Here is a 20,113-nt window from a genome sequence, read left to right as displayed (position 1 = left end):
CTTCCCAGCCTACTCGCCACGCCGCACTGCCAGCGCCTGCGGGTTAGCAACGTTCTTCGGCTTGCCTTCGAAGAAGGCCAGCACATTGTCGAAGGCATCGCCGAAGTACAGCTCATAGCCGTTCTTCTCCACGTACCCCAGGTGCGGGGTGCAGAGCGCGCGCGGGTGGTTCAGCAGGGGATTGTCGGGGGCGAGCAGGGGCTCCTGTTCGTAGACGTCCACGGCCGCGTAGCCGGGGCGTCCGGCGTCCAGGGCCTGGAGCAATGCTCCCGGGGCGATCAGCTCGGCGCGGCTGATGTTCACCAGCAGGGCGCTGCTTTTCATCCGGGCGAGGTCGTCGAAGGTGACGCCATGGCGCGTACGCTCGGACAGGCGCAGGTTGAGGCTGAGGATGTCCGCTTCGGCGAAGAAGGCTTCGCGAGAGGCCGCTGCCTGATGGCCGTCGGCCGTGGCGGCCGCCCGGCTGCCTTCGCTGCCCCAGACCAGCACCGGCATGTCGAACGCCCGGGCGTAGCGCGCCAGGCGCTGGCCGATCTTGCCGTAGCCCCAGATACCCAGTGTTTGCCCGGCCAGTGCCTGGCCCACATTGACCTGCCAGTGGCCCGCCTTGAATGCCTCGATGGCCGGTACCAGCTGCCGGCGCGCATCGAGGATGAGCGCCCAGGCCAGTTCGGCGGGCGCCACGGGCGAGCCGCGGCCTTCGGTCACGACGATGCCGCGCTTGGTGCAGGCGTCGAGGTCGAGGTGGCCCGAGACCTTGCCCGTCTGGCTGATCAGCTTGAGCTTCGGCAGCCTGTCGAGCAGCGCGGCATCGATGCGTGTGCGTTCGCGGGTGAGCACCAGGGCGTCGGCGTCGGCGAACCGCGTCGCCAGTTCGTCCGGCGACGCCGGGCCCAGGTCGTGGATCAGGCTGACCTCGTGCCCGGCCAGGCGGGCGAAGCAGTCGAGCGTCCGGATCGCGTGTTGGTAGTCGTCGGGGATGACGATGTGCATGTGGGTTCGGCCCCTGCGGTCATGTGAGCGGCCTCGGGACGATAGCCGATTTCCGGGGGGATTTCGTGGGTGACGGCTTGCGGCCCGGAGCGTGGAGCTTGCCAGCCGTGTGCCTATGCTAATGTGCGCACACACCACTCTCTGGTCCCGAATGCCCATGTCCACCGCCGACAGCCTGCTTGCGTTTACCTTCGCTGCCACATTGCTGGCGCTGACTCCCGGCCTGGATACCGCCCTGGTGCTCCGGACGGCCGCGGTGGAAGGCAAGCGCGAAGGATTGCGCGCCGCGCTGGGGATCAACGCCGGCTGCCTGCTGTGGGGCGCCGCCGTCGCTTTCGGGCTGGGCGCGTTGATCGCCGTGTCCGAGCTGGCCTTCAACGCGCTGAAGTACTGCGGCGCCGCCTACCTGGCGTGGCTCGGGTTGAACCTGCTGCTGCGGCCGCGGCATAGCCTGGCGCCGGTCGAAACCCGGGGCAGGCCAGAAACCAACTGGTTCCTCAAGGGCATGCTGGGCAACCTGCTGAACCCCAAGGTCGGTGTCTTCTACGTTTCGTTCCTGCCGCAGTTCATCCCGCAGGGCCAGCCCCTGGTGGCCTGGACCTTCGGCCTGGTCGGCATCCATGTGGCGATAGGTCTGCTCTGGTCGCTGGCCCTCATCGGCGCGACCCGGCCTCTGGCGGGCGTGTTGCGTCGCGAAAAGGTCATCAGGTGGATGGACAGGACGACGGGCATGGTCTTTCTCCTGTTCGCCGCGCGGCTGGCGCTGAGTCGGCGTTGAGGCGCGCCGCGCCAAAGAGGGCGTTATCCGCCGAATCGCGGACGGAGTCCGCTCCTACAAGGTAGCCGGGAAGCACGGCATTCCTCCCCCCGGAGCGGACCTTGTCCGCGATAGCCGGAGGTATCGGCGCGGTTCGCGGATGAGATCCGCTCCTACGTAGTACCACCCGCGCCATTCCCCTGTAGGAGCGCGCCCTGCGCGCGAATCGCGGGCAGGGCCCGCTCCTACGAAGAGCAGCGCATGCTCCTGCAGGCTGCCGGCAAGAGCTTGCCCCTACCACACCCGTAGGATGGGTTGAGCGAAGCGATACCCATCACCAATGGCAGCATGGGTTTCGCAGGCTCAACCCATCCTACGAAGAGCGCCTCGGCGAGTGGCTCTTACGTTCCCCGTCCGCGATGGGATTCACCGGCCACGCCGAACGCCCCGGTGGCACGGCCTGCTGCCGAACCACGGTTGCGACGGGGCCTTGCGGTCAGATGCTCTCGGCAACCGGTGATAGACTGGGCCGTTTCAGCGCCCCTGCCTGGCCAAGGAGATTCATCCATGTTCGGAGTGACCGATTACGGCGCGTTCCTCGTTGCGTTCATCGTTCTGCTGGCCATTCCCGGGCCGGGTAACTTCGCGCTGATCACGGCCACCGGCAAGGGCGGCATCAAGGCCGGGCTGGCGGCGACCTGCGGGGTGATCCTGGGCGATCAGGTGCTGTTGTGGATGGCGGTGGCGGGCGTGGCGACCTTGCTGGCCACTTACCCCGCGGCCTTCCACGCGGTGCAATGGCTGGGCGCCGCCTACCTGGCGTGGCTGGGGCTGCGGATGCTGTTGAGCAAGCCGGGCGGCACACCCCGCAAGAGCAGCATGCAAAGCGGCCATTACCTGCGCCAGACCATGCTGATCACGCTGCTGAACCCCAAGGCGATCGTGTTCTACATGGCCTTCCTGCCGCTGTTCATCGACCCGGTGAGGCACCAGGGCCTGGTGACCTTCGCCTTCATGGCGGTGACCGTGGCGGTGGTGACCTTCCTCTACGGCCTGGCGGCCGTCCTGCTGACCCACAAGCTGGCCGAGCGCATGCGGGCCAATCCGCGTGTCGCCAATCTGCTGGAGCGCCTGGCCGGGGCTTGCCTGCTGGGGTTCGGCATCAAGCTGGCGGCAATGCGCTAGGCACCGGCCAGCGCAGGTGTCCGGCATTCGCCAGGTGCTCGGGAGAATTGCGCCGGGCAGGGCAAATCCAGTATTGTTGAGAACGATTATCATGTTTAACAAGACTGGACGTCCATGGACCGCGAGCAGGCATTCGAACGGGATGTTGAACGGCTCTACATTGCCCACCACGGCTGGCTGAAGGGCTGGCTGCAGCGTCGCCTGGGCGGGCATGCCGATGCCGAGGACCTGGCCCAGGACACCTTCGTGCGGGTGATGCGTTCGCGCAGCCCCCTTGCCGACCTGCGCCAGCCGCTGGCCTACCTCGCCACCATCGCCAATAGCCTGCTGGTCAACCGTTGGCGGCGCCAGGCGGTGGAGCGTGCCTACCTGGAGGCGCTGGCTGCGCGCCCGGAACGGGTGGCGCCTTCCGAAGAGGAGCGCCTGCTGCTGATCGAAGCGCTGGTGGAGGTGGATGAACTGCTGCACGGCCTCGCGGCGCAGGTGCGGGAGATCTTCCTGATGTCGCAGCTCGACGGCCTGACCTACCCGCAGATCGCCGCGCACCTGGGTCTGAGCGTCAACCAGGTGCAAAAGGCCATGGGCAAGGCCTTCGCCGCCTGCTACGCCAGCCGCTTCGAGTGAGTGCCATGTCCCGCGATACCGACTCCCGTCCCATTCCCGCGGTCATCCGCGACCAGGCCATCGCCTGGTTCACCCTGGCCCAGTCGGGCTGCATGAGTGATGCCGAGCAGCGCCAGTTGCTGAACTGGCGCGAGGCGAGCAGCGAGCACGAGCGCGCCTGGCAGCGCCTGAGCAGCATTCCGCTCAGCCTGCAGCGCCATGCCGGCCCGCTGGCCGACCCGCTGGCGCGGCAACTGGCCGGGCGCCGCCACTACAGCGAGCTGGACCGGCGCAAGGCGCTCAAGGTGCTGGTCGGCTTCGGCCTGCTCGGCGGGCTTGCCTGGCAGGGGCGCGACAGCCACTGGGTGCAAGGCGCCATGGCCGATTACCACACCGGCACCGGTGAACGCCGCCAGCGGACGCTGCCCGATGGCACGCGCCTCTGGCTCAATACCGCCACGGCAGTCGATGTGCGTTACACCGACAGCGCGCGCGAGTTGCACCTGCGCTATGGCGAAATCGAGATTCTCACCGCCAGCGATGCCGCGGGGCGGCCGTTCCGAGTGATCAGCCAGGAGGCGGTGCTGCAGCCCCTGGGGACGCGCTTCCGCGTCCGGCGGGAGAACGACGGGCAGGGCACCTTCCTGGCGGTCACCCAGGGACGCGTCGCCGCCAGTTCCCTGGCGGGCGGTGCGCCGACGGTGATCGAGGCGGGCTGGCAGGCGCGCATCGGCGCGGCTGGCGTGGGCACGCCGCAGGCGCTGGAGGTGAACGAGGGCGCCTGGGTCGATGGCTACCTGATCGCCGAGCGCATGCGCCTGGCGGACTTCCTCGCCGAGCTGGATCGCTATCGCCCCGGCCTGCTGCGTTGCGACCCGGCGGTGGCGGACATCCGCCTGAGCGGTTCCTACCCGCTGGGCGACACCGACCAGGTGCTGGCCATGCTGGCGGACAGCCTGCCGGTCAGGGTCCAGCGGCGTACCCGCTACTGGGTGACGGTAGGCCCTCGCTGAGGCGGATAGCCCCCTCCAGCGTGGCGATGAAAATAATTCTCAAAAAAGTGGCAGGTTTTCGTTTCTCGCTTGGCCTAGGGAGAAATCCCTGCTCGCACACGCGGGCCCACAACGAGAAACGGACCCTCTGCCCATGACGCTTCACCCCATCGCTCGCGCTCTGCGCCAATCGCTCGGTTTGGCCATGCTCTCCTGTTCCTCGCTCGCCCTGCTGCCGGCCTTGCCGGCGCAGGCCGAATCCACGGCCACGCGGACCCAGCAATACGCCATCCCCGCCGGCCCGCTGGACCAGGTGCTGGGCGAGTTCGGCCGGCGCGCGGGCATTCCGATCTCGGTGAACGCCGGGTTGACCGAAGGCAAGCGCAGCGCCGGGCTCAACGGCGAGTACGGCATCGACGACGGCTTCGCCCGCATCCTTTCCGGCACGCAGCTGAGCGTGCGGCGCCTGGGCAACGGCGGTTACGGCCTGGTACCGGCGCCGCAATCCGGCGCGGTGCTGGAGATGGGCGCCACGACCGTCTCCAGCCAGCAACTCGACCCGACCACCGAGGGCACCCAGTCCTATTCGGCCCGCGCGGTGACCATCGGCAAGGGCGCGCATACGCTGCGCGAAACGCCGCAGGCGGTGACCGTCCTGACCCGCCAGTACATGGATGACCGCAACATCACCACCATCGACCAGGCCATGGAGAAGACCCCGGGCATCACCGTGTACGAGTCGCCCATGGGCGGCAAGTACTTCTACTCCCGCGGCTTCATGATGCAGGGGCAGTACCAGTACGACGGCGTGCCGCTGGATGTCGGCGGCGAATACGTCCAGGCCAACAGTTTCTCCGGCGACATGGCCTTCTACGACCGTGTCGAGGTGCTCAAGGGGGCGGCGGGCATGATGAAAGGCTCGGGCAGCTCCACCGGCGGGGTCAACTTCGTGCGCAAGCGTGGCCAGAGCACACCGACCACCCACCTGACGCTCTCGGCGGGCTCCTGGGACAACTACCGCGGCCAGGTCGACAGCGGCGGCCCGCTCAACGAGTCCGGCACGCTGCGCGGGCGCACCGTGGTGGCGCTGCAGGACCGGCAGTATTTCTATGACCTGGGCAAGCGCAAGGACCAGGTCCTCTACGGCGCCCTGGACTACGACGTTACGCCGGACACCACCGTCGGGCTGGGCGTCGCCTACGAGCGGCTCGATGCCAGGCCCTGCTGGCACGGCCTGCCGCGCTACAGCGACGGCTCGGACCTGAAGCTCAGCCGCTCGACCTGCCTGGGGGCGTCCTGGAACACCTGGGACAGCGAACGCACCACCGTCTTCGCCGACCTGTCCCACCAGTTGAACGAGGACTGGGCCTTCAAGTTCGCCGGTGTCTGGACGCACAACGACCAGGACATCAAGTACGCCCTGTCCGAGACGCCGGGCGGCGTTACCCCGGGCGCGACCACGGCGCCTTCCTCGGTCTACTCCGGGCTGTTCGACTACGACCAGACCGACTACGGCTTCGATGCCTACCTGGACGGAAAATTCGATGCCTTCGGCCTGCAGCACGAGCTGATCGTCGGCGCCAACGCCAGCCGCGCACAAACCCATGACCATTGGGCGCTGATCAACATGACCGGGTTGCTCGGCGTTTCCCAGGACCCCTTCAACCCCAACCCCCACATGCCCGAGCCGGCGGACAGCTTCTACGCCCCCAACTCCTACCGGGGCGGCCCGGTTCCCACCGAGTCCGACACCCGGCAGTTCGGCACCTACGCCACGCTTCGGCTGAAGCTGGCCGAGCCTCTGACCTTCGTCCTCGGCTCCCGCGTCAGCTGGTACCGCAACAACCGCGACTCCTACACCCAGGCCTGGGATTACTGGCAGCACGACAAGAGCCAGGAAAACGGCCAGGTCACGCCCTTCGCGGCGCTCATCTATGACCTGAACGAGGAATGGTCCGTGTACACCAGCTACGCGGATATCTTCCAGCCCCAGAGCACCTACACCGACGAATCCGGCAGCCCGCTGCAGCCCAAGACCGGCGGCAGCTACGAAGTCGGGATCAAGGGTGAGCTGATGGGCGGCCGCGTCAACACCGCCTTCAATCTCTTCCGCACGATCGAAGAGCACCGGGCCGAGGCGAACTACGACAGCGCCTGCCCCGGCTCTTCGGACGGCTACTGCTACAGCGACGCGGGCAAGGTACGGGCGCAGGGCTTCGAAGCGGAAATCAGCGGCGAGGTGATCGACAGGCTGCAGGTGCTGGCCGGCTATACCTACACCCAGACCAAATACCTCGAGAGCGCGGACGACAACCCGCAGGAAACGGCCTTCGCGGTCACCTATTTCCCGCTCCACCTGTTCCGCGCCTGGGCCGACTACCAACTGGCCGGCGAGCTGGATCGGTGGAGCGTGGGCGCCGGCGTTACGACGCAGAGCGACACCTCTGTCACGTCGTCCAGCGTGAAGTCGGTGCAGTCCGGCTACGCCATCTGGAGCGGCCGCCTGGGCTACCGCATCGACGACCACTGGTCGGTCGCCCTCAACGGCAACAACCTGTTCGACAAGAAGTACTACCAGAGCGTGGGGGCCATTTCCTGGGGCAACTTCTACGGCGAGCCGCGTAACTTCATGGTCACGCTGCAGGGCTCGTTCTGACATCGGCTTCTCTGCAAGGCGCCTCGCATTGGGGGGCGCCTTTCACGGTCGCGGGAATGGAAGTTCGCGTCTGGTCGATGGTGGGCGGTTGTTCATGGAGACGAGCCATGGCCACTGGTTGCTTCCGACGCCGAAGCGGACATTCAGGCAAAAAGAATCCGCTGCACAGTTCCATCCTGCAGCGGAGAGTGTGAAACCCATGATGCTTGTCGCCCTGCACGTCAGGCGTGGCCGGGAAGGAAAGTCGTGGCCCGCGGGTCGTGCCGAGGGCCACACCGAGATCAGACTCCGCTAGCCTCGGACAGTGAACGACCTTTGGTTTCCGGGGCCAGGAAGTAGGAGATGATGAAACCGACCGCTGTCATGGCTGCCATGATCAACATCGTGGCGCCGTCGCCGTAGTGCTCCAGCGAAAGCGGCAGCAGGAAGGTCCCCAGGGCTGCGCCAATTCGGCTGACCGCGGTGATCACCCCCATGGCCGTGGCGCGGATGTCGGTGGGGAACAGCTCGTTCGGATAGGACCACTCGAGGATGTTCGGGCCTCCCGAGGTCACCGCGTAGAGGCAGAACCAGAAGATAATCAGCGCGACCGGTGCTTCAGGGGCGATGCCCAGTGCCAGGAAAGGCAGGATCATCAGCGCGAAGGACCACAGCAGGAGCGGGCGGCGGCCGACGGTTTCCGAGAGCCGCAGCGCCGGCAGGCAGCCCAGGAGGAACAGCAGGCTGATCAGCGCGTAGCCGATGTTGCTGAGGTTGCCCTCGTTCAGCCCGAATGCCGAAAGCATGACGGGGCCGAAGGTGTAGATCGCGAAGACCGGCGTGACCGCGCAGAGATAGAACATCCCGCAGAAGAAGGTGCGCTTGAGGTACTCGCCCTGGAGAAGCGCCGAGTAGCCAAGGCGTTTCGGGCGCACCGACTCGACCTCGCGAATGGAAGAAAGATCGGCATCCTGCCCGTAGATCTTCCTGACGACTGCCTCTGCTTCTTCGAACCGGCCTTTGGAGAGCAGCCAGCGTGGGGACTCCGGGGTACCGATGCGCATCAGCAGGATGATCAGGCCCGGCACACCTGAACTGGCCAACATCCAGCGCCAGGAATCCTCGCCCAGGTACTCGACCATGCCGAAACCGAGGAAGGTCGCGACGGTCGCACCGAGGAACCAGGCCACCACCAGGGAGCCGAGCATCGCCGCGCGCTGTTTGGTGGGCAGCCATTCGGCGAGCAATGACGTGGCGATGGGATAGTCGGCGCCGATGGCGACCCCGATCAGGAAGCGCAGCAGGATGATCTGCCACGCATGATCGACGAAGGCGCAGAGCACCGAGCCGACGACCAGAACGATGAGGTCGATCGTGTACATCAGCTGACGCCCGATCACGTCGGTCATGCGACCGAAGATCAGACCGCCGAAGAAGATGCCGATGAGTGCGGCAGCGCCTGCCAGGCTCAGGTCCGTGCCGGACAGCCCGAGCGCCGGCGTCATGCCGATCAGCGCGACGCCGATGATGCTCAGCAGCCAACCGTCGAGGAAGGGGCCGCCGGCGGATTGCAGGAGCAGCCGCCAATGGAAGAAGGTCATCGGGCTGTCGTCGATGATGGAGGAACCACGGTTCGCATTCGATGAGGAGTCGGCGAGCGTTGCCGAGCCGGATCCGGTGATCACTGTCATTTCATTCACCCCGTTCTAATTGTTTTCATTCGTGGGTTCGTCGACGACACGCTCGTTCATCGAGCCGCGTCGATCAAGGGTATTTCGCACGCGTAAGTCGATATACGGACTGGACTGAATCCTCCGTGGAAAGGGAAGGGGAGCCCGGCTCGGGAGAGCCGGAGCGGGAATTCAGGCCTTCAGGAAGTCCTGCCAGCGGCTTTCCGCGACGAAGTCGAGTTCCTGACGAGCCTTGTCGCCGGAGAAGATCGAGGCATACGGGTCACGCTCGTAGCGCTCCTTGTCGCGAATCTCCGGCAGCTTGCCGAACACCCGCTCCACCCATTGCAGGGTCGGTTCGGCACGGCAGCTGTCCTGGGCGGTGATGAAGAAGTTGCCGCTGCTGACGTGGGTCGCCCGCAGGGCCGCCTCGAAGGCGCGAGCGCAGTCCTCGGGCGTGATGTAGTAGAACAGCCAGCGGGAGGAGCGATCATCGGCGCGGGCGAGGGTCGGTGCGATGTTTTCGGGGATCAGGACCATCATCGGGCGCAGGCACAGCACCTGGATGTCGCCGCGGCGAACGAAGCTGGCGGCCATGTTCTCCATCAGCTGCTTGCTGACGCTATAGGCCTGGATGGGCGAGTGGGGATGGTCTTCGTCGACCGGAAGGTACTCCGGGGTGAAGGACGGATTCGCCTCCGAGAGACCACAGGCCGAGATGCTGGAGCAGAGGACCACCCGCCTGATGCCCAGTTCGTTGGCGGCCTGAAGCACGTTCCAGGTTCCCTGGACATTGACGTGAATATAGTCCTCGGGTTTTGCCTGATGATCGAAGTCAATGGCTGCCAGATGAACTACTGCATCGGCGCCAACGAACTCTTTACGAAGTATATCCAGGTCGAGGACATTCGCTTCTGCGAATTCCACATTCTGTTTGGGCGGGCGAAGATCGAGAACTTTAACTTCGAAGTTGTTCTGAAGTTGCTCGACCACATAATGGCCGAGGCGTCCGCTGCCGCCGGTTACTATGACTTTGCGCGGCTGGGGAGTGGAAGTTTCACGCACGGCATATCTCCTGCTCGGATATTATTGAATTTATGAGGCAGGAGACTATCCAATTCACACCAGGCCCGCGAAGTATAAATACTTGGCCACCTGTGAGAATTTTTCATTGGCCTGGATGAAGCCTATTCATCGGGCGACAGCCGCTGTGCAAGCGGCTGCAATTCTGCTTTTACAGGGGCTGTCGCCGAGCTCCCAGGCCGCTCAGGCGGCCTGGGCCTTGAGCCAATCGATGAAGATACGTGCCTGCGGGTTGCTCAGGACGTCGGGGCGATACAGGAGGTAGTAGGAGTAGTGCGGTAGCGCCGTGGGGAACGGTGCCACCAGCGTGCCTTCGCTCAGCTCCCGCTCCAGCAGCGACAGGCACGTCAGGATGAAGCCCTGGCCATCGATCGCTGCGTGGAGCCTGACGTTGGTGTCGTCGATGCTCACGCGCTTGAACGGTTTCAGGCGCGGTTGCCCGGCCAGTTCGAGCCATCGATCCCAGTTGTCGGGGGCCTCTTCGTCCAGCAGCACTTGCCCGGCAAGCGCGGCCGCGGTCGGTGGGCTTCCCAGGGTTTTCAAGGTGGCGGGGCTGCAGACGGGGGTGAGGTCGCCATTCACCAGCAAATGCGATTCGAGGCCCGGGAAGTGCCCGCTGGCCCAGGCAATGGCGATGTCGCAGGCGTCGAGGCTGGTCGGCGAGAACTGGATGGTGTGGTGCAGGCTCAGCTCGATCTCGGGGTGTTGCTGCCAGAACGAAGGCACCCGCGGCATCAGCCATTTCTGGGCGAAGTAGGGGCGCAAGGCGATGGTCAGCGGGCGGCCATTGCCCAGGTCGCGGACCTTCTGGGTGACCTCCAGCAGGTGGGCGAAGGAGCGGCTGCACTCCGGTAGCAGGTAGCTGCCCGCATCCGTGAGCAGCAGACGGTTGTTCTCCCTTCGGAACAGTCGAACCCCGAGGTTCTCCTCGAGCAGCTTGATCTGATGGCTGATCGCGGATGGCGTGACGTTCAGCTCCAGGGAGGCTTGCGTGAAGCTGAGGTGTCGCGCCGCGACTTCGAAGGTCTTCAGGGTATTCAGCGGGGGAAGTCGATTGGTCATGATTCTTGTTCTGTATGCAGCGAGGCTATATCGACGTACGCACTGAGCGCTTTTCGAGTGTTGAGCAAAAGATTTGTTGCGTCAATCGTGACGAGACCATGAACTGGATTTGACGAGCGCTTTTATTTTTTCTCATTCGCTGTTGAATTCTTATCGTTTGTTCCCCTGGTAATGCGTTTTTAGGATGCAGGTCGAGTCAATCAAACTCACCATCAGCCTGACCAGGAAGGAATAAAAATATGTCAGTCGTTGAAGAAGTCATCCGTATTCGCGAACAGTCGTGCACCGATGAACCCGGTAATGTTCTTCCGGGCCTTTCCCAGGCTGCCTATACCAGCGAAGAGTTCTATCGCACCGAGCAGGACAAGGTATTCGCGAAGAGCTGGGTCTTCGTCGGTTTTGTCCATGAGTTCGTCGAGCCCGGTACTTGCGCGCCGATCGAGGTCGCCGGCCAGCCGCTGCTCATCGTCTCCAACGACGAGGGCGAGATAGGCGTCTTCCACAACATCTGCCGCCACCGCGGGTTGAAGCTCGTAACCGATCGCTGCAATGTCCAGGGCTCGATCAGTTGCCCCTACCACGCCTGGTCCTATTCGCTGGATGGCGAGCTTGAAGCCGCCCCGCATTTCGGTGGCTTCCGCAAGCAGGACGTACCCGGCTTCTCCCGCGCCGACCATGGTCTCAAGCGCGTGCGCCACGTGGAGTGGAACGACTGGATCTTCGTCAACCTGTCCGGCGATGCCGAGGCGTTCGAAGACTACTCCCGCTCCTTCGCCGAGCAGATCAAGATCCTCGACGTGAAGCTGCTCAAGCCGATCGGCAAGATCGACCTGGGCGAGGTGAAGTGCAACTGGAAGTTCCTGATGGAGAACTTCATCGAGCCCTACCACGTGCCGATCGTGCATGACCAGACCGCGTCGGGCCAGCCGCTCAAGGACCACTACACCATCATCGACGGGCGTTGCCTGGGTTCGGCCATCGACCTGGAAGCGGAGAAGGAAACCACCGCGAAGTCCAGCGCCCTGGACATGAGTGCCCGCTACCTGACGCTGTTCCCCAACTTCGTGCTGGGCATCTACCTGCCGGACCAGGCGGGCGTGCACCTGAACATCCCGGTTTCCGCCGACCGCACCCGCCAGTTCCGCGTGCTCTACAGCGTGGGTGAGCAGCACTACACCGACGCCGACAAGGAGAACCTCTGCAGCCTCTGGTACAGCGTGCACAAGGAGGATCACGAGATTGCCGAGCTGCTGCAGGAAGGGCGTCGTTCCCCGGTCATGAAGGACGGCGGCGTGATGTCGCCGCACTGGGAAGACAGTGCCAATCAGTTCCAGAACCTCGTTCTGCAAGCGCTGAAGGACTGATCCATGCAGGTACGCCTGATGCACACGATGCTGCGGGTCATGGACCTGCAGCGTTCGCTGGACTTCTACGTCGGCCAGCTGGGGATGCGCCTGCTGCGCAGCACGGATTACCCCGACGGCCGTTTCACCAACACCTTCATCGGTTTCGAAGAGGAGGCGCGTGGAACAGTCCTGGAGCTGACGCATAACTGGGATCGAACCGAGCCCTACGAACAGGGTACGGCCTGGGGGCATCTGGCATTCGGTGTGGGTTCTCTGCGTGATTTCGTGGAGCGCTTGCGCGCCGCCGGCGTGCCGGTGGTGCGTGAGCCCGGTCCGATGTCGGGCGGTACCCGGGAAATCGCTTTCGTCCTCGACCCGGATGGCTATCGGGTCGAGCTGCTGCAGTCTGTGGTGGAGGGCATCTGATGTCCGTGCGCGAAGAGGATTGGGCTGTTGCCTGTCGTGTCGACGAGGTCGGCGACGAGCAAGCCAAGCGAGTTCAGATCGGCGATCAGGCGATCGCCGTCTTCAACCTCGATGGTTGCTTTCATGCGCTGGCGGACCGTTGCCCCCATGGCGATGCCTCGCTGGCCGAGGGCTGGATCGAGAACGGCGAAGTGGAGTGCCCCCTGCACCAGGCAAGGTTCGAAATCGCAACCGGCGAGGTCCTCTGCGCGCCTGCCAAGTCCTGCGCCCGTCGCTATCCGGTCAGGGTCGAAAACGAGGTGGTGTTGATCGGCCTGTTCGAAAACACCTTGCAAATCGCATAACAAGAAATCAGGAGTCTACGTATGCCCATCATCCAGAAAGGTGTCGTCAGTTGGTCGGGGGAGAATCCCGGTATCTACCTGAAGAAAGCTTCCGATCCCCAGGGCGACTGGCAGGTTCTGGCCCTCTATTTCCGTGTGATCGCGTCCGCCTATGGTCGCGGTCGCGGCATCCTCCTGCTGGGGGACCCTGCTGCCGCGGCCGGGTATCCCGCCGCGAGGAACCTGTGCATCGGCGACAACCTGGAGCTGATGGATTACCTGCTGGCCCGTTTCGTCCCGAAGTTCGGTGCCTTCCGCGGTCGCGAGGCGCTGCCCCATGTCACGCTGCTGCAGGCAACCGGCGGCAGCACCGACGACAAGGACCCGAGCCAATGGGTGGAAACCATTGCGGCCGGCGATGTGAGCCTGTCGCTGGCCTGGAAGGGGCTGCAGCGCCCCCTCGCCGCGGACGTGGGGCCGGGCATTTCCGCAACCGGCGAGCACCGGATGTACAGCCTGTTCCAGGGCGCGGAAAAGGGCGAGATCCGGCTCAACGGTGAACGGCTCGACGGCGTGGTGGTGGAGCGCGACTTCCTCGATGGCAAGCTCAACTCTGCGTTCCTCGCCTTCGCAGAGACCTGGGTGGAAGAGGGGAGCCAGTGATGAATCTCGCTCTGCGCCGTCACCTGGCGGATTCGCTGGCGGTCGATGCCATGCTTGGCTGTCGTCCGCGCTGGACCGCCATTGCTACAGCCAAGGATGCCGTCGGTCTGCAGGGGCGCTACCTGCTCCACGCCGGCCCACCGATCACCGATCGCAGCCTGATCTCACCGCCGCAGAAGAATTCGATGCTGATGGCCATCCTGTTCGAAGGGTGGGCCACCGACCGGCAGGGCGCCGAGGAATTGCTGATGTCCGCCGAGGTGGCGTTGCATGCTGCTCAGGATCATGCTTGTGCCGTTCCCTTGGCCGATGTGCTTTCTCCGAGCATGCAATTGCTGGTGATCGAGGATGAAGGCTGCCCGTCTCGCCAAGGCTTCAGCACCCTCAATGGCGGCGACGGACCCGTCATGCGTGTGGGGCAATATGGCGAGAACGTCCTGCAGCGTCTGCGCTGGATCAACCAGCATCTGGCGCCGCAGCTCCAGGCCGTCGTCGCGCGAAGCCCGATCGACCTGCTGCCGGTGGCCGATGCGGCCTTCGCGGCGGGCGATGATTGCCACGGCCGGACACAGCACGCCAGCCAGCTGATCGCCCAGGCGCTCCTGCAGCGTGCCGGCTCCGACGGCCTGGACGATGAGGCCAGGCGCTTCCTCGAACAATCCGCAGCCTTCTTCCTGAACTTGTGGATGGCGGCGGTGAAGTGCTGCTTCCTCGCCGCGGAAGAGGTTCCGGGTAGCAGTGTGGTGACCGCCATCGGCGGCAACGGTAGGCAGTTCGGTATCCAGGTTTCTGCCATGCCTGGGCGTTGGTTCGTGACCGCCGCCGATGCGCCGCTGCTTCCAGGGGCGGATGAGCAGACCCGCCAGCGCGCCCTGGGGGCGATTGGCGATAGCGCCATCGTCGATGCGTTCGGCAGCGGGGCGATGGCCCGTGACCTCGCCCCACTTACCGCGCAGCGCCTGGCGAACACCTGTTCCGAACATGGCCGGGCCTTCCCGGGCAAGCTGCTCCAGTGTCCCCACCCGCGGCTGCCCAAGTCGCAGGCGTACCGTACCGGGCTGGATGCCCGGCAAGTCTGTCGCCTGGAGCTGGGGCCGGTCATCAGTCTGGGCGTACTGGACAAGCAAGGGCTGTGCGGCCGTCTCGACGGCGGCTTCTTCTTCAGTCCGCTGAAACCCTTCCAAGCCGCTCTCGAGGCTCTGGAGGCCACTGATGCGTCCGCATGAGCTGGGGGTGGTCGAGGCGGCGGAGGCCATCGCGACCAGGGCGTTGAGCGCGGTGGAGCTGGCAACGGATTGCCTGGCCGTCGTTACGGCGCGGGAGGCCCAGGTAGGTGCCTGGGTCCACATCGACCCGGAACAGGTTCTGCGCGAGGCCCGGCGGCTGGACAACGAACCCGTGCGTGGCCCACTGCACGGCGTTCCCGTTGCCATCAAGGACATCATCGATACCTGTGACATGCCGACCTGCAGCGGCTCTTCGATCTACGCCGGACGTCTCCCCGGCATGGATGCCGCGTCCGTGGCGTTGCTCAAGCGCGCCGGTGCGCTGGTGATGGGTAAGACCGTCACCACGGAATTCGCCTATTTCAAGGCCGGCAAGACCCGCAACCCGCACAACCTGGAATACACGCCGGGCGGTTCTTCCAGCGGCTCGGCCGCCGCGGTCGCCAGTCAGATGGTGCCGGCGGCGCTGGGGTCGCAGACGGCCGGTTCGCTGATCCGCCCGGCGTCGTACTGCGGTGTCGTGGGTTACAAGCCCACCTATGGCGATTTCCCCACCACCGGGGTCAAGGGGCTCTCTCACTCGCTGGATACGCTGGGTGTCCTTACGCGCTCTGTCGACGATGCGCGCTTGCTGCGCTCCGTGCTCACGGCCGATAGCATTTTCCCTTTCAGCAGCAGCGAGCGCTGGATTCCCTCCATCGGCCTGTGCCGCACGCCGGACTGGCTGCAGGCCTCTCCCGAAACACGTCACGGACTCGAACAATTACTGTTGTCGCTAGGCGAGTGCGGGGCCCGTGTCGGCGATGCTCGATTGCCGCCCAGTTTCACGGCATTCGCCGACCTGCAGCGCAAGGTGATGGCCTACGAAGCGGCCCGCAGCCTCGCTCCGGAGTACGACGGCTACCGGGAACAGCTCAGCGAGCCGCTGCTTGCCCTTATCGACTACGGCCAGGGGATCTCCACCGAGGAATACGGTGAAGCGCGGTCCTGTGCCGAACAGGGCGTGATCGCGAGCGCATCGATCTTCGAAGAGTGGGACGTGCTGTTGGCGCCGAGTGCGCCTGGCACCGCCCCGCTGGCCAGCGACGGCACGGGGGATCCGCTGTTCAGCCGCCTGTGGATGTTGCTGGGCGTGCCGACTCTCTCGCTGCCAGCCCTGACTGGCCGGAACGGGCTGCCTATCGGTATCCAGCTGGTGGGTTCGCGGTTTGGCGATGATCGCCTGCTGCGTGCAGCGCAATGGGTGGAAAGCGTGCTTTCCGATCGTCCCAGGTTTTCGCTTCTCTAGGAGTACGCCATGCATGCGGATTATCTGATCGTCGGTGCGGGCCAGGCTGGTCGTCGTGCTGCCGAGTCGCTTCGTTCCCTGGCCCCAGCGGCGCGCATCTGCCTCGTTGGAGAGGAGACGGAGCCTCCCTACGACCGTCCCATTCTTTCCAAGGAGGCCCTGTTCAACGTCGAAGACGAGGCCAAGGCCTTCATCCAGGAAAGGGGCTTCTATGAGAGCCAGCGGATCGAGCTGCGCCTCGGCAGCCGGGTAGCGAAGGTCGATCGTGCCGCCAGGCAGATCGAACTGGCCAGTGGGGAACGGATCACGTACGAGAAGTTGCTGCTGGCGACCGGATCACGCGCGCGCCCCTATCCCGGGCAGGTTGGGGAGGGCGTGGAACTGCTTTACCTGCGCACCCTGGAGCAGGCTCGCCAGTTGCGTGATCGGCTGGTGGCAGGTAAACGCCTGGCCATTCTCGGCGGTGGATTCATCGGTCTGGAAGTGGCTGCTACTGCGCGCAAGCTCGGCTGCGAGGTTGCCGTTCTGGAGCCGGCGCCGTCCCTGCTGCAGCGAGTGATGCCCAAGGTCATCGGCGATTACTTGCTGCAGTTGCATCGCCAGGCTGGTGTCGACGTGTGCCTGGATACGCTCCCGAGCAAGATCACACGAGGTGCCAATGGCCTGCTCATCGAATCCAATCATGGCACTTATGAGGCCGATGAGGTTCTGGTAGGGATCGGTGCCCTGCCGAATGTCGAACTGGCGACGGAGATCGGCCTGCTGGTGGAAAACGGCATCGTGGTCGATGAGCGATGCAGGACCTGCGATCCGCACATCTTTGCCGCCGGCGACGTGACCTGTCACTTCAACCCTCTTCTGGGCCGCCATGTGCGGGTGGAGTCCTGGCAGGTGGCCGAGCACCAGCCTCAGGTGGCCGCTGCGAACATGCTCGGCAATGAGGAAAGTTACGCGCAGATGCCCTGGCTCTGGTCTGACCAGTATCAGTGCAACCTGCAGACCCTCGGTTTCTTCAGCGGCACCGGGCCGGTGTTGCTGCGTGGCAAGGCGGAAGAGGGGGCGTTCAGCGTCGTCGAACTGGATGCCGAGGGGTATCTGCTTGCGGTTGCGACTGTGAACCAGGGGCGTGACATGGCAGCCTTCAAACGCCTGGCGACTTCCGGGAAACCCCTTGATGCGGTCGCCTTGGCCGACAGTGCCATCAACTTGCGTAGCCTGCTGTAACCCGGTGACTTCCTGGGCATGGCGCCTTCTGTCTTCGACAGGGGCGCCATTTTCAATCGGACAATAACGGCGGCCTCCAGACCAGCCATTCTCAATGGCCACCCAGGTTCCGTTCCCACGCACAGCGTGGGAGCGGATCCAGATCAATAGGTCCCACGCAGGGTCAGGACCACGTTGCGTGGCTCACCATAGAAGTTCGAGCCCCAGGCGCTGTCCACCCGCTCGTAGTACTTGCGGTCGAAGAGATTGTTGACGGTCAGCGTCGAGCTCAGGTGCGGGTTGAACCTGTAGCCGAGCTGGGCGGTGGATACCGCATAGCCGGGCTGCACGAAGTCGGTGTCGCTGCGGGTATAGAGCGTCTCGCTGACCACGCGGGTGCCGCCGGCGACATGCAGGCCCTTCAGCGCACCGTCGAGGAATTCGTACTTGGACCACAGGTTGAAGTTGTGCTTCGGCGTGATGGTGCTGTAGGTGTCGCCCGAGTTCAGGCCGTTGTTCGGGTCGTCCTCCAGCAGGCGCGTCATGGTGAAGGCATAGCCGGTGACGATGCTCCAGTTGTCGGTCAGGTTGCCGGTCAGCTCGGTTTCCCAGCCCTGGCTGCGGACCTTGCCCTGGGCCTCGTAGGCGTTCACCGGGCTGCCGCTCCACTGGGCGCGGTTCTCGTCGTAGATGCGGAACAGGGCGATCGAGGCATTGAGGCGGCCGTCGAGCAGCTCCTGTTTCAGGCCCACCTCGTACTGCTTGCCTTCGTGCGGCCCGATCATCTTCTGGCCGCTGGCATCGGTCTCGCTCTGCGGCTTGAACACGCTGGTGTAGCTGGCGTAGGCCGACAGCTCCGGGGTCAGTTTGTAGATCACCGCGCCGTAGGGGATGGTCCTGGCGCTGATGCGGGTGGAGGGCGCACCGAAGTTGTCGAAGAAGGTATTGGCGTTCTTCGCGTCGGCGTCATACCAGGTCACGCGGGAGCCCAGGATCACATCCAGCTTGTCGGTCACGCTGAGCTTGGCGCGGCCGTAGATGCCGTACTGGTGGCTCTTGGTGTAGTTGAAGTTGGTGTGCGGCATGTCCAGGCGGGGCAGGTCATTGGCCCCATTAATACCGATCGGCAGCTCGTCGGCGTAGCCATCGCCGTCAAGGTCCACCGAGCCGTAGGTGAAGGCCTTGTCCAGGTGCTGGTATTCGCCGCCGAGGGTGAATTCGTGGGTGCGGCCGGCAAGGTTGAATGGCGCGGTGACGAAACTGTCCAGGCCGAGCGTCTTGATGCGCTCGTAGTACGAGTAGCGCGCTGCGTCCGCGGTCTGGGTGTCCGGGTCGATCACCCAGGTGGTCCAGCTGAACTCCCGCTGGGGCAGGCGGGCGTCACGGTAGGTCAGCGAGGTTTTCCATTGTCCGCCGTTGTCCAGGGCGTGGTCGAGTTCGGAGAAGGTCTCCCAGGTTTCCTCCTTCATCCGGTTCCACTTCGCATCGACATAGGTGGAGCGCGACACGTCGAGCAGGGTGCCGTCGGCATAGGCCGGCAGACCGAATGCGGGCGTGGAGTTGTTTTTCTGGTAGGCGCCGCCGAGCGACAGGGTGGTGCTGGGCGCCAGGTCCATTTCCAGGCGGCCGTAGAACATGGGGCGCTCGTTCTGCACGTAGTCGACGAACGACTTGTTGTGCTCGTAGGCCATGACCGAGCGGCCACGCACGGTGCCTTCGGCGTTCAGCGGGCCGGTGACGTCGACCATGCTGCGGTAGCGATCCCAGGAGCCGGCGGAAACCTCTCCGCTCAGGCCGAAGGTCCCCAGCGCACGCTTGCGCACCAGGTTGATGGTGCCGGCCGGTTCTCCGGAGCCGGCATACAGGCCGCCCGGGCCGCGCAGCACTTCCACGCGGTCGTACATGGCCAGGTCGAAGCTGGTGGCCATGTCGCCCTGGCCGGTGACCTGCGACACCCCGTCGACCTGCACCTGGTCCACCAGGAAGCCGCGCATGTACACGTCGTTGAGGCTGGAGCCGGTGTTGTAGGTCTTGATGGTGGCGCCGGTCACCTGGCGCATCGCGTCCTGCAGGTTGTTCATGTTCTGATCATCCAGGCGCTGGCGGGTGATCACGGTGACCGACTGCGGGGTTTCGAGCAGCGATTGCTCGCCTTTGCCGATGGTGATGGCGCTGGTGGCGTAGGAGCCGGTGCCCTCTGTCGTGCTGCCTAGGCGGCCGACCACCAGGGTGTCGTCCAGCGCCAGCGCCGCATTGGGGTTGCGCACCAGGCCGTAGACGCCGTCGCCGCGGAACACCGCTTGCAGACCAGTGCCGCGCAGCAGGGCGGCGAGACCTTCCTCTACGCTGTAGTGGCCGCGCAGCCCGCTGGAGTTCAGGCCCTGGGTCAGGTCCGGGGAGAATTGCACGGTGATCTGCGCCTGGGCGGCGAAGCGGGTCAGCGCCTGGCCGAGGCTGCCGGCCTGGATGCTGTAGGTGTGCCCGGCGGCCTCCGGCGCGGCCTGGGCCGGCGGCATCGCCGACTGCAGGGCCATGGCCAGCGCGCTGAGCGCGAGCAGGCGGCGGGGCTGGGCCAGGCGCTGGCCGGGGGCGGCGCGCCGCGTTGCGGAGGCGGGGGTGATGCGGTAGGTCATGAATGGGTTGTCCTTGGTGTGTGGC

General features: G+C 64.9%; 17 protein-coding genes. 12 read left to right on the top strand and 5 right to left on the bottom strand.

Features of this window, described 5'->3' with window-relative positions; genetic code table 11:
* Positions 1 to 9 precede the first annotated feature (9 nt).
* Positions 10 to 993, bottom strand: coding sequence for a D-2-hydroxyacid dehydrogenase family protein (locus tag ACTWJ5_RS21540; protein ID WP_444436524.1), 984 nt, complete (start codon positions 991 to 993; stop codon positions 10 to 12).
* Between the two features lie 157 nt (positions 994 to 1,150).
* Between ACTWJ5_RS21540 and ACTWJ5_RS21535 the strand changes: the two genes are divergently transcribed.
* The 5 genes from ACTWJ5_RS21535 (at position 1,151) to ACTWJ5_RS21515 (ending at position 7,186) form a co-directional block, all read left to right on the top strand.
* A complete protein-coding gene (locus ACTWJ5_RS21535) occupies positions 1,151 to 1,771 on the top strand; it encodes a LysE family translocator (RefSeq protein ID WP_444436523.1) in 621 nt (206 codons plus the stop codon).
* A gap of 546 nt (positions 1,772 to 2,317) precedes the next feature.
* Positions 2,318 to 2,935: a LysE family transporter gene (locus ACTWJ5_RS21530; protein ID WP_074981132.1), complete on the top strand. Its 618-nt coding sequence runs from the start codon at positions 2,318 to 2,320 to the stop codon at positions 2,933 to 2,935.
* Between the two features lie 114 nt (positions 2,936 to 3,049).
* Complete coding sequence (locus tag ACTWJ5_RS21525) at positions 3,050 to 3,559, top strand: sigma-70 family RNA polymerase sigma factor (RefSeq protein ID WP_043267035.1); 510 nt, start codon at positions 3,050 to 3,052, stop codon at positions 3,557 to 3,559.
* 5 nt (positions 3,560 to 3,564) lie between these two features.
* Positions 3,565 to 4,551 (top strand): FecR domain-containing protein, encoded by a 987-nt coding sequence (locus tag ACTWJ5_RS21520; RefSeq protein ID WP_444436522.1) that lies wholly within the window; start codon positions 3,565 to 3,567, stop codon positions 4,549 to 4,551.
* 133 nt (positions 4,552 to 4,684) lie between these two features.
* On the top strand, positions 4,685 to 7,186 hold the full coding sequence (locus ACTWJ5_RS21515) for a TonB-dependent siderophore receptor (RefSeq protein WP_444436521.1): 2,502 nt from the start codon (positions 4,685 to 4,687) through the stop codon (positions 7,184 to 7,186).
* Between the two features lie 281 nt (positions 7,187 to 7,467).
* Here ACTWJ5_RS21515 and ACTWJ5_RS21510 read toward each other — a convergent pair whose 3' ends face one another.
* The 3 genes from ACTWJ5_RS21510 to ACTWJ5_RS21500 form a co-directional block, all read right to left on the bottom strand.
* Positions 7,468 to 8,856: an MFS transporter gene (locus ACTWJ5_RS21510; protein ID WP_444436520.1), complete on the bottom strand. Its 1,389-nt coding sequence runs from the start codon at positions 8,854 to 8,856 to the stop codon at positions 7,468 to 7,470.
* A 171-nt stretch (positions 8,857 to 9,027) separates the two neighbouring features.
* On the bottom strand, positions 9,028 to 9,900 hold the full coding sequence (locus ACTWJ5_RS21505) for an NAD-dependent epimerase/dehydratase family protein (RefSeq protein ID WP_444436519.1): 873 nt from the start codon (positions 9,898 to 9,900) through the stop codon (positions 9,028 to 9,030).
* A 201-nt stretch (positions 9,901 to 10,101) separates the two neighbouring features.
* Entirely contained in the window at positions 10,102 to 10,980 is an 879-nt protein-coding gene (locus ACTWJ5_RS21500) for a LysR substrate-binding domain-containing protein (protein ID WP_444436518.1), read from the bottom strand.
* A gap of 239 nt (positions 10,981 to 11,219) precedes the next feature.
* Here ACTWJ5_RS21500 and ACTWJ5_RS21495 point away from each other — a divergent pair, with 239 nt between their 5' ends.
* The 7 genes from ACTWJ5_RS21495 to ACTWJ5_RS21465 are packed head-to-tail and all read left to right on the top strand — an operon-like array spanning position 11,220 to position 17,476.
* On the top strand, positions 11,220 to 12,344 hold the full coding sequence (locus tag ACTWJ5_RS21495) for an aromatic ring-hydroxylating oxygenase subunit alpha (RefSeq protein WP_444436517.1): 1,125 nt from the start codon (positions 11,220 to 11,222) through the stop codon (positions 12,342 to 12,344).
* A 3-nt stretch (positions 12,345 to 12,347) separates the two neighbouring features.
* Positions 12,348 to 12,752: a lactoylglutathione lyase gene (gene gloA, locus ACTWJ5_RS21490; RefSeq protein ID WP_444436516.1), complete on the top strand. Its 405-nt coding sequence runs from the start codon at positions 12,348 to 12,350 to the stop codon at positions 12,750 to 12,752.
* Positions 12,752 to 13,096: a Rieske (2Fe-2S) protein gene (locus ACTWJ5_RS21485; RefSeq protein ID WP_444436515.1), complete on the top strand. Its 345-nt coding sequence runs from the start codon at positions 12,752 to 12,754 to the stop codon at positions 13,094 to 13,096. The genes gloA and ACTWJ5_RS21485 overlap by 1 nt, the downstream gene beginning before the upstream one ends.
* A gap of 21 nt (positions 13,097 to 13,117) precedes the next feature.
* A complete protein-coding gene (locus ACTWJ5_RS21480) occupies positions 13,118 to 13,738 on the top strand; it encodes a hypothetical protein (RefSeq protein ID WP_444436514.1) in 621 nt (206 codons plus the stop codon).
* Complete coding sequence (locus ACTWJ5_RS21475) at positions 13,738 to 14,964, top strand: DUF1116 domain-containing protein (RefSeq protein ID WP_444436513.1); 1,227 nt, start codon at positions 13,738 to 13,740, stop codon at positions 14,962 to 14,964. The genes ACTWJ5_RS21480 and ACTWJ5_RS21475 overlap by 1 nt, the downstream gene beginning before the upstream one ends.
* Positions 14,951 to 16,252, top strand: coding sequence for an amidase (locus tag ACTWJ5_RS21470; protein WP_444436512.1), 1,302 nt, complete (start codon positions 14,951 to 14,953; stop codon positions 16,250 to 16,252). Before ACTWJ5_RS21475 ends, ACTWJ5_RS21470 begins: the two co-directional genes overlap by 14 nt.
* A 9-nt stretch (positions 16,253 to 16,261) precedes the next feature.
* Positions 16,262 to 17,476 carry an NAD(P)/FAD-dependent oxidoreductase gene (locus ACTWJ5_RS21465; protein WP_444436511.1) on the top strand — a complete coding sequence of 405 codons (1,215 nt, stop codon included), beginning with the start codon at positions 16,262 to 16,264 and terminating at the stop codon, positions 17,474 to 17,476.
* A gap of 143 nt (positions 17,477 to 17,619) precedes the next feature.
* On the opposite strand, the gene ACTWJ5_RS21460 is transcribed toward ACTWJ5_RS21465, so the two are convergent.
* The gene (locus ACTWJ5_RS21460; protein WP_444436510.1) at positions 17,620 to 20,088 is read right to left on the bottom strand and encodes a TonB-dependent siderophore receptor; all 2,469 of its coding nucleotides are present in this window, start codon (positions 20,086 to 20,088) and stop codon (positions 17,620 to 17,622) included.
* Positions 20,089 to 20,113 lie beyond the last annotated feature (25 nt).

It is taken from the genome of Pseudomonas sp. A6 (assembly GCF_052367875.1).
Classification (GTDB): domain Bacteria; phylum Pseudomonadota; class Gammaproteobacteria; order Pseudomonadales; family Pseudomonadaceae; genus Pseudomonas; species Pseudomonas citronellolis.
Note: the sequence above shows the minus strand (reverse complement) of the source record. Positions and strands in the feature narration are given on the sequence as shown.

Bases quoted from the DNA above. Each gene is read 5' to 3' on its own strand.
- ACTWJ5_RS21540 (WP_444436524.1), bottom strand. From the start codon at position 993: ATGCACATCGTCATCCCCGACGACTACCAACACGCGATCCGGACGCTC.
- ACTWJ5_RS21535 (WP_444436523.1), top strand. From the start codon at position 1,151: ATGTCCACCGCCGACAGCCTGCTTGCGTTTACCTTCGCTGCCACATTG.
- ACTWJ5_RS21530 (WP_074981132.1), top strand. From the start codon at position 2,318: ATGTTCGGAGTGACCGATTACGGCGCGTTCCTCGTTGCGTTCATCGTT.
- ACTWJ5_RS21525 (WP_043267035.1), top strand. From the start codon at position 3,050: ATGGACCGCGAGCAGGCATTCGAACGGGATGTTGAACGGCTCTACATT.
- ACTWJ5_RS21520 (WP_444436522.1), top strand. From the start codon at position 3,565: ATGTCCCGCGATACCGACTCCCGTCCCATTCCCGCGGTCATCCGCGAC.
- ACTWJ5_RS21515 (WP_444436521.1), top strand. From the start codon at position 4,685: ATGACGCTTCACCCCATCGCTCGCGCTCTGCGCCAATCGCTCGGTTTG.
- ACTWJ5_RS21510 (WP_444436520.1), bottom strand. From the start codon at position 8,856: ATGACAGTGATCACCGGATCCGGCTCGGCAACGCTCGCCGACTCCTCA.
- ACTWJ5_RS21500 (WP_444436518.1), bottom strand. From the start codon at position 10,980: ATGACCAATCGACTTCCCCCGCTGAATACCCTGAAGACCTTCGAAGTC.
- ACTWJ5_RS21495 (WP_444436517.1), top strand. From the start codon at position 11,220: ATGTCAGTCGTTGAAGAAGTCATCCGTATTCGCGAACAGTCGTGCACC.
- gloA (WP_444436516.1), top strand. From the start codon at position 12,348: ATGCAGGTACGCCTGATGCACACGATGCTGCGGGTCATGGACCTGCAG.
- ACTWJ5_RS21485 (WP_444436515.1), top strand. From the start codon at position 12,752: ATGTCCGTGCGCGAAGAGGATTGGGCTGTTGCCTGTCGTGTCGACGAG.
- ACTWJ5_RS21480 (WP_444436514.1), top strand. From the start codon at position 13,118: ATGCCCATCATCCAGAAAGGTGTCGTCAGTTGGTCGGGGGAGAATCCC.
- ACTWJ5_RS21475 (WP_444436513.1), top strand. From the start codon at position 13,738: ATGAATCTCGCTCTGCGCCGTCACCTGGCGGATTCGCTGGCGGTCGAT.
- ACTWJ5_RS21470 (WP_444436512.1), top strand. From the start codon at position 14,951: ATGCGTCCGCATGAGCTGGGGGTGGTCGAGGCGGCGGAGGCCATCGCG.
- ACTWJ5_RS21465 (WP_444436511.1), top strand. From the start codon at position 16,262: ATGCATGCGGATTATCTGATCGTCGGTGCGGGCCAGGCTGGTCGTCGT.
- ACTWJ5_RS21460 (WP_444436510.1), bottom strand. From the start codon at position 20,088: ATGACCTACCGCATCACCCCCGCCTCCGCAACGCGGCGCGCCGCCCCC.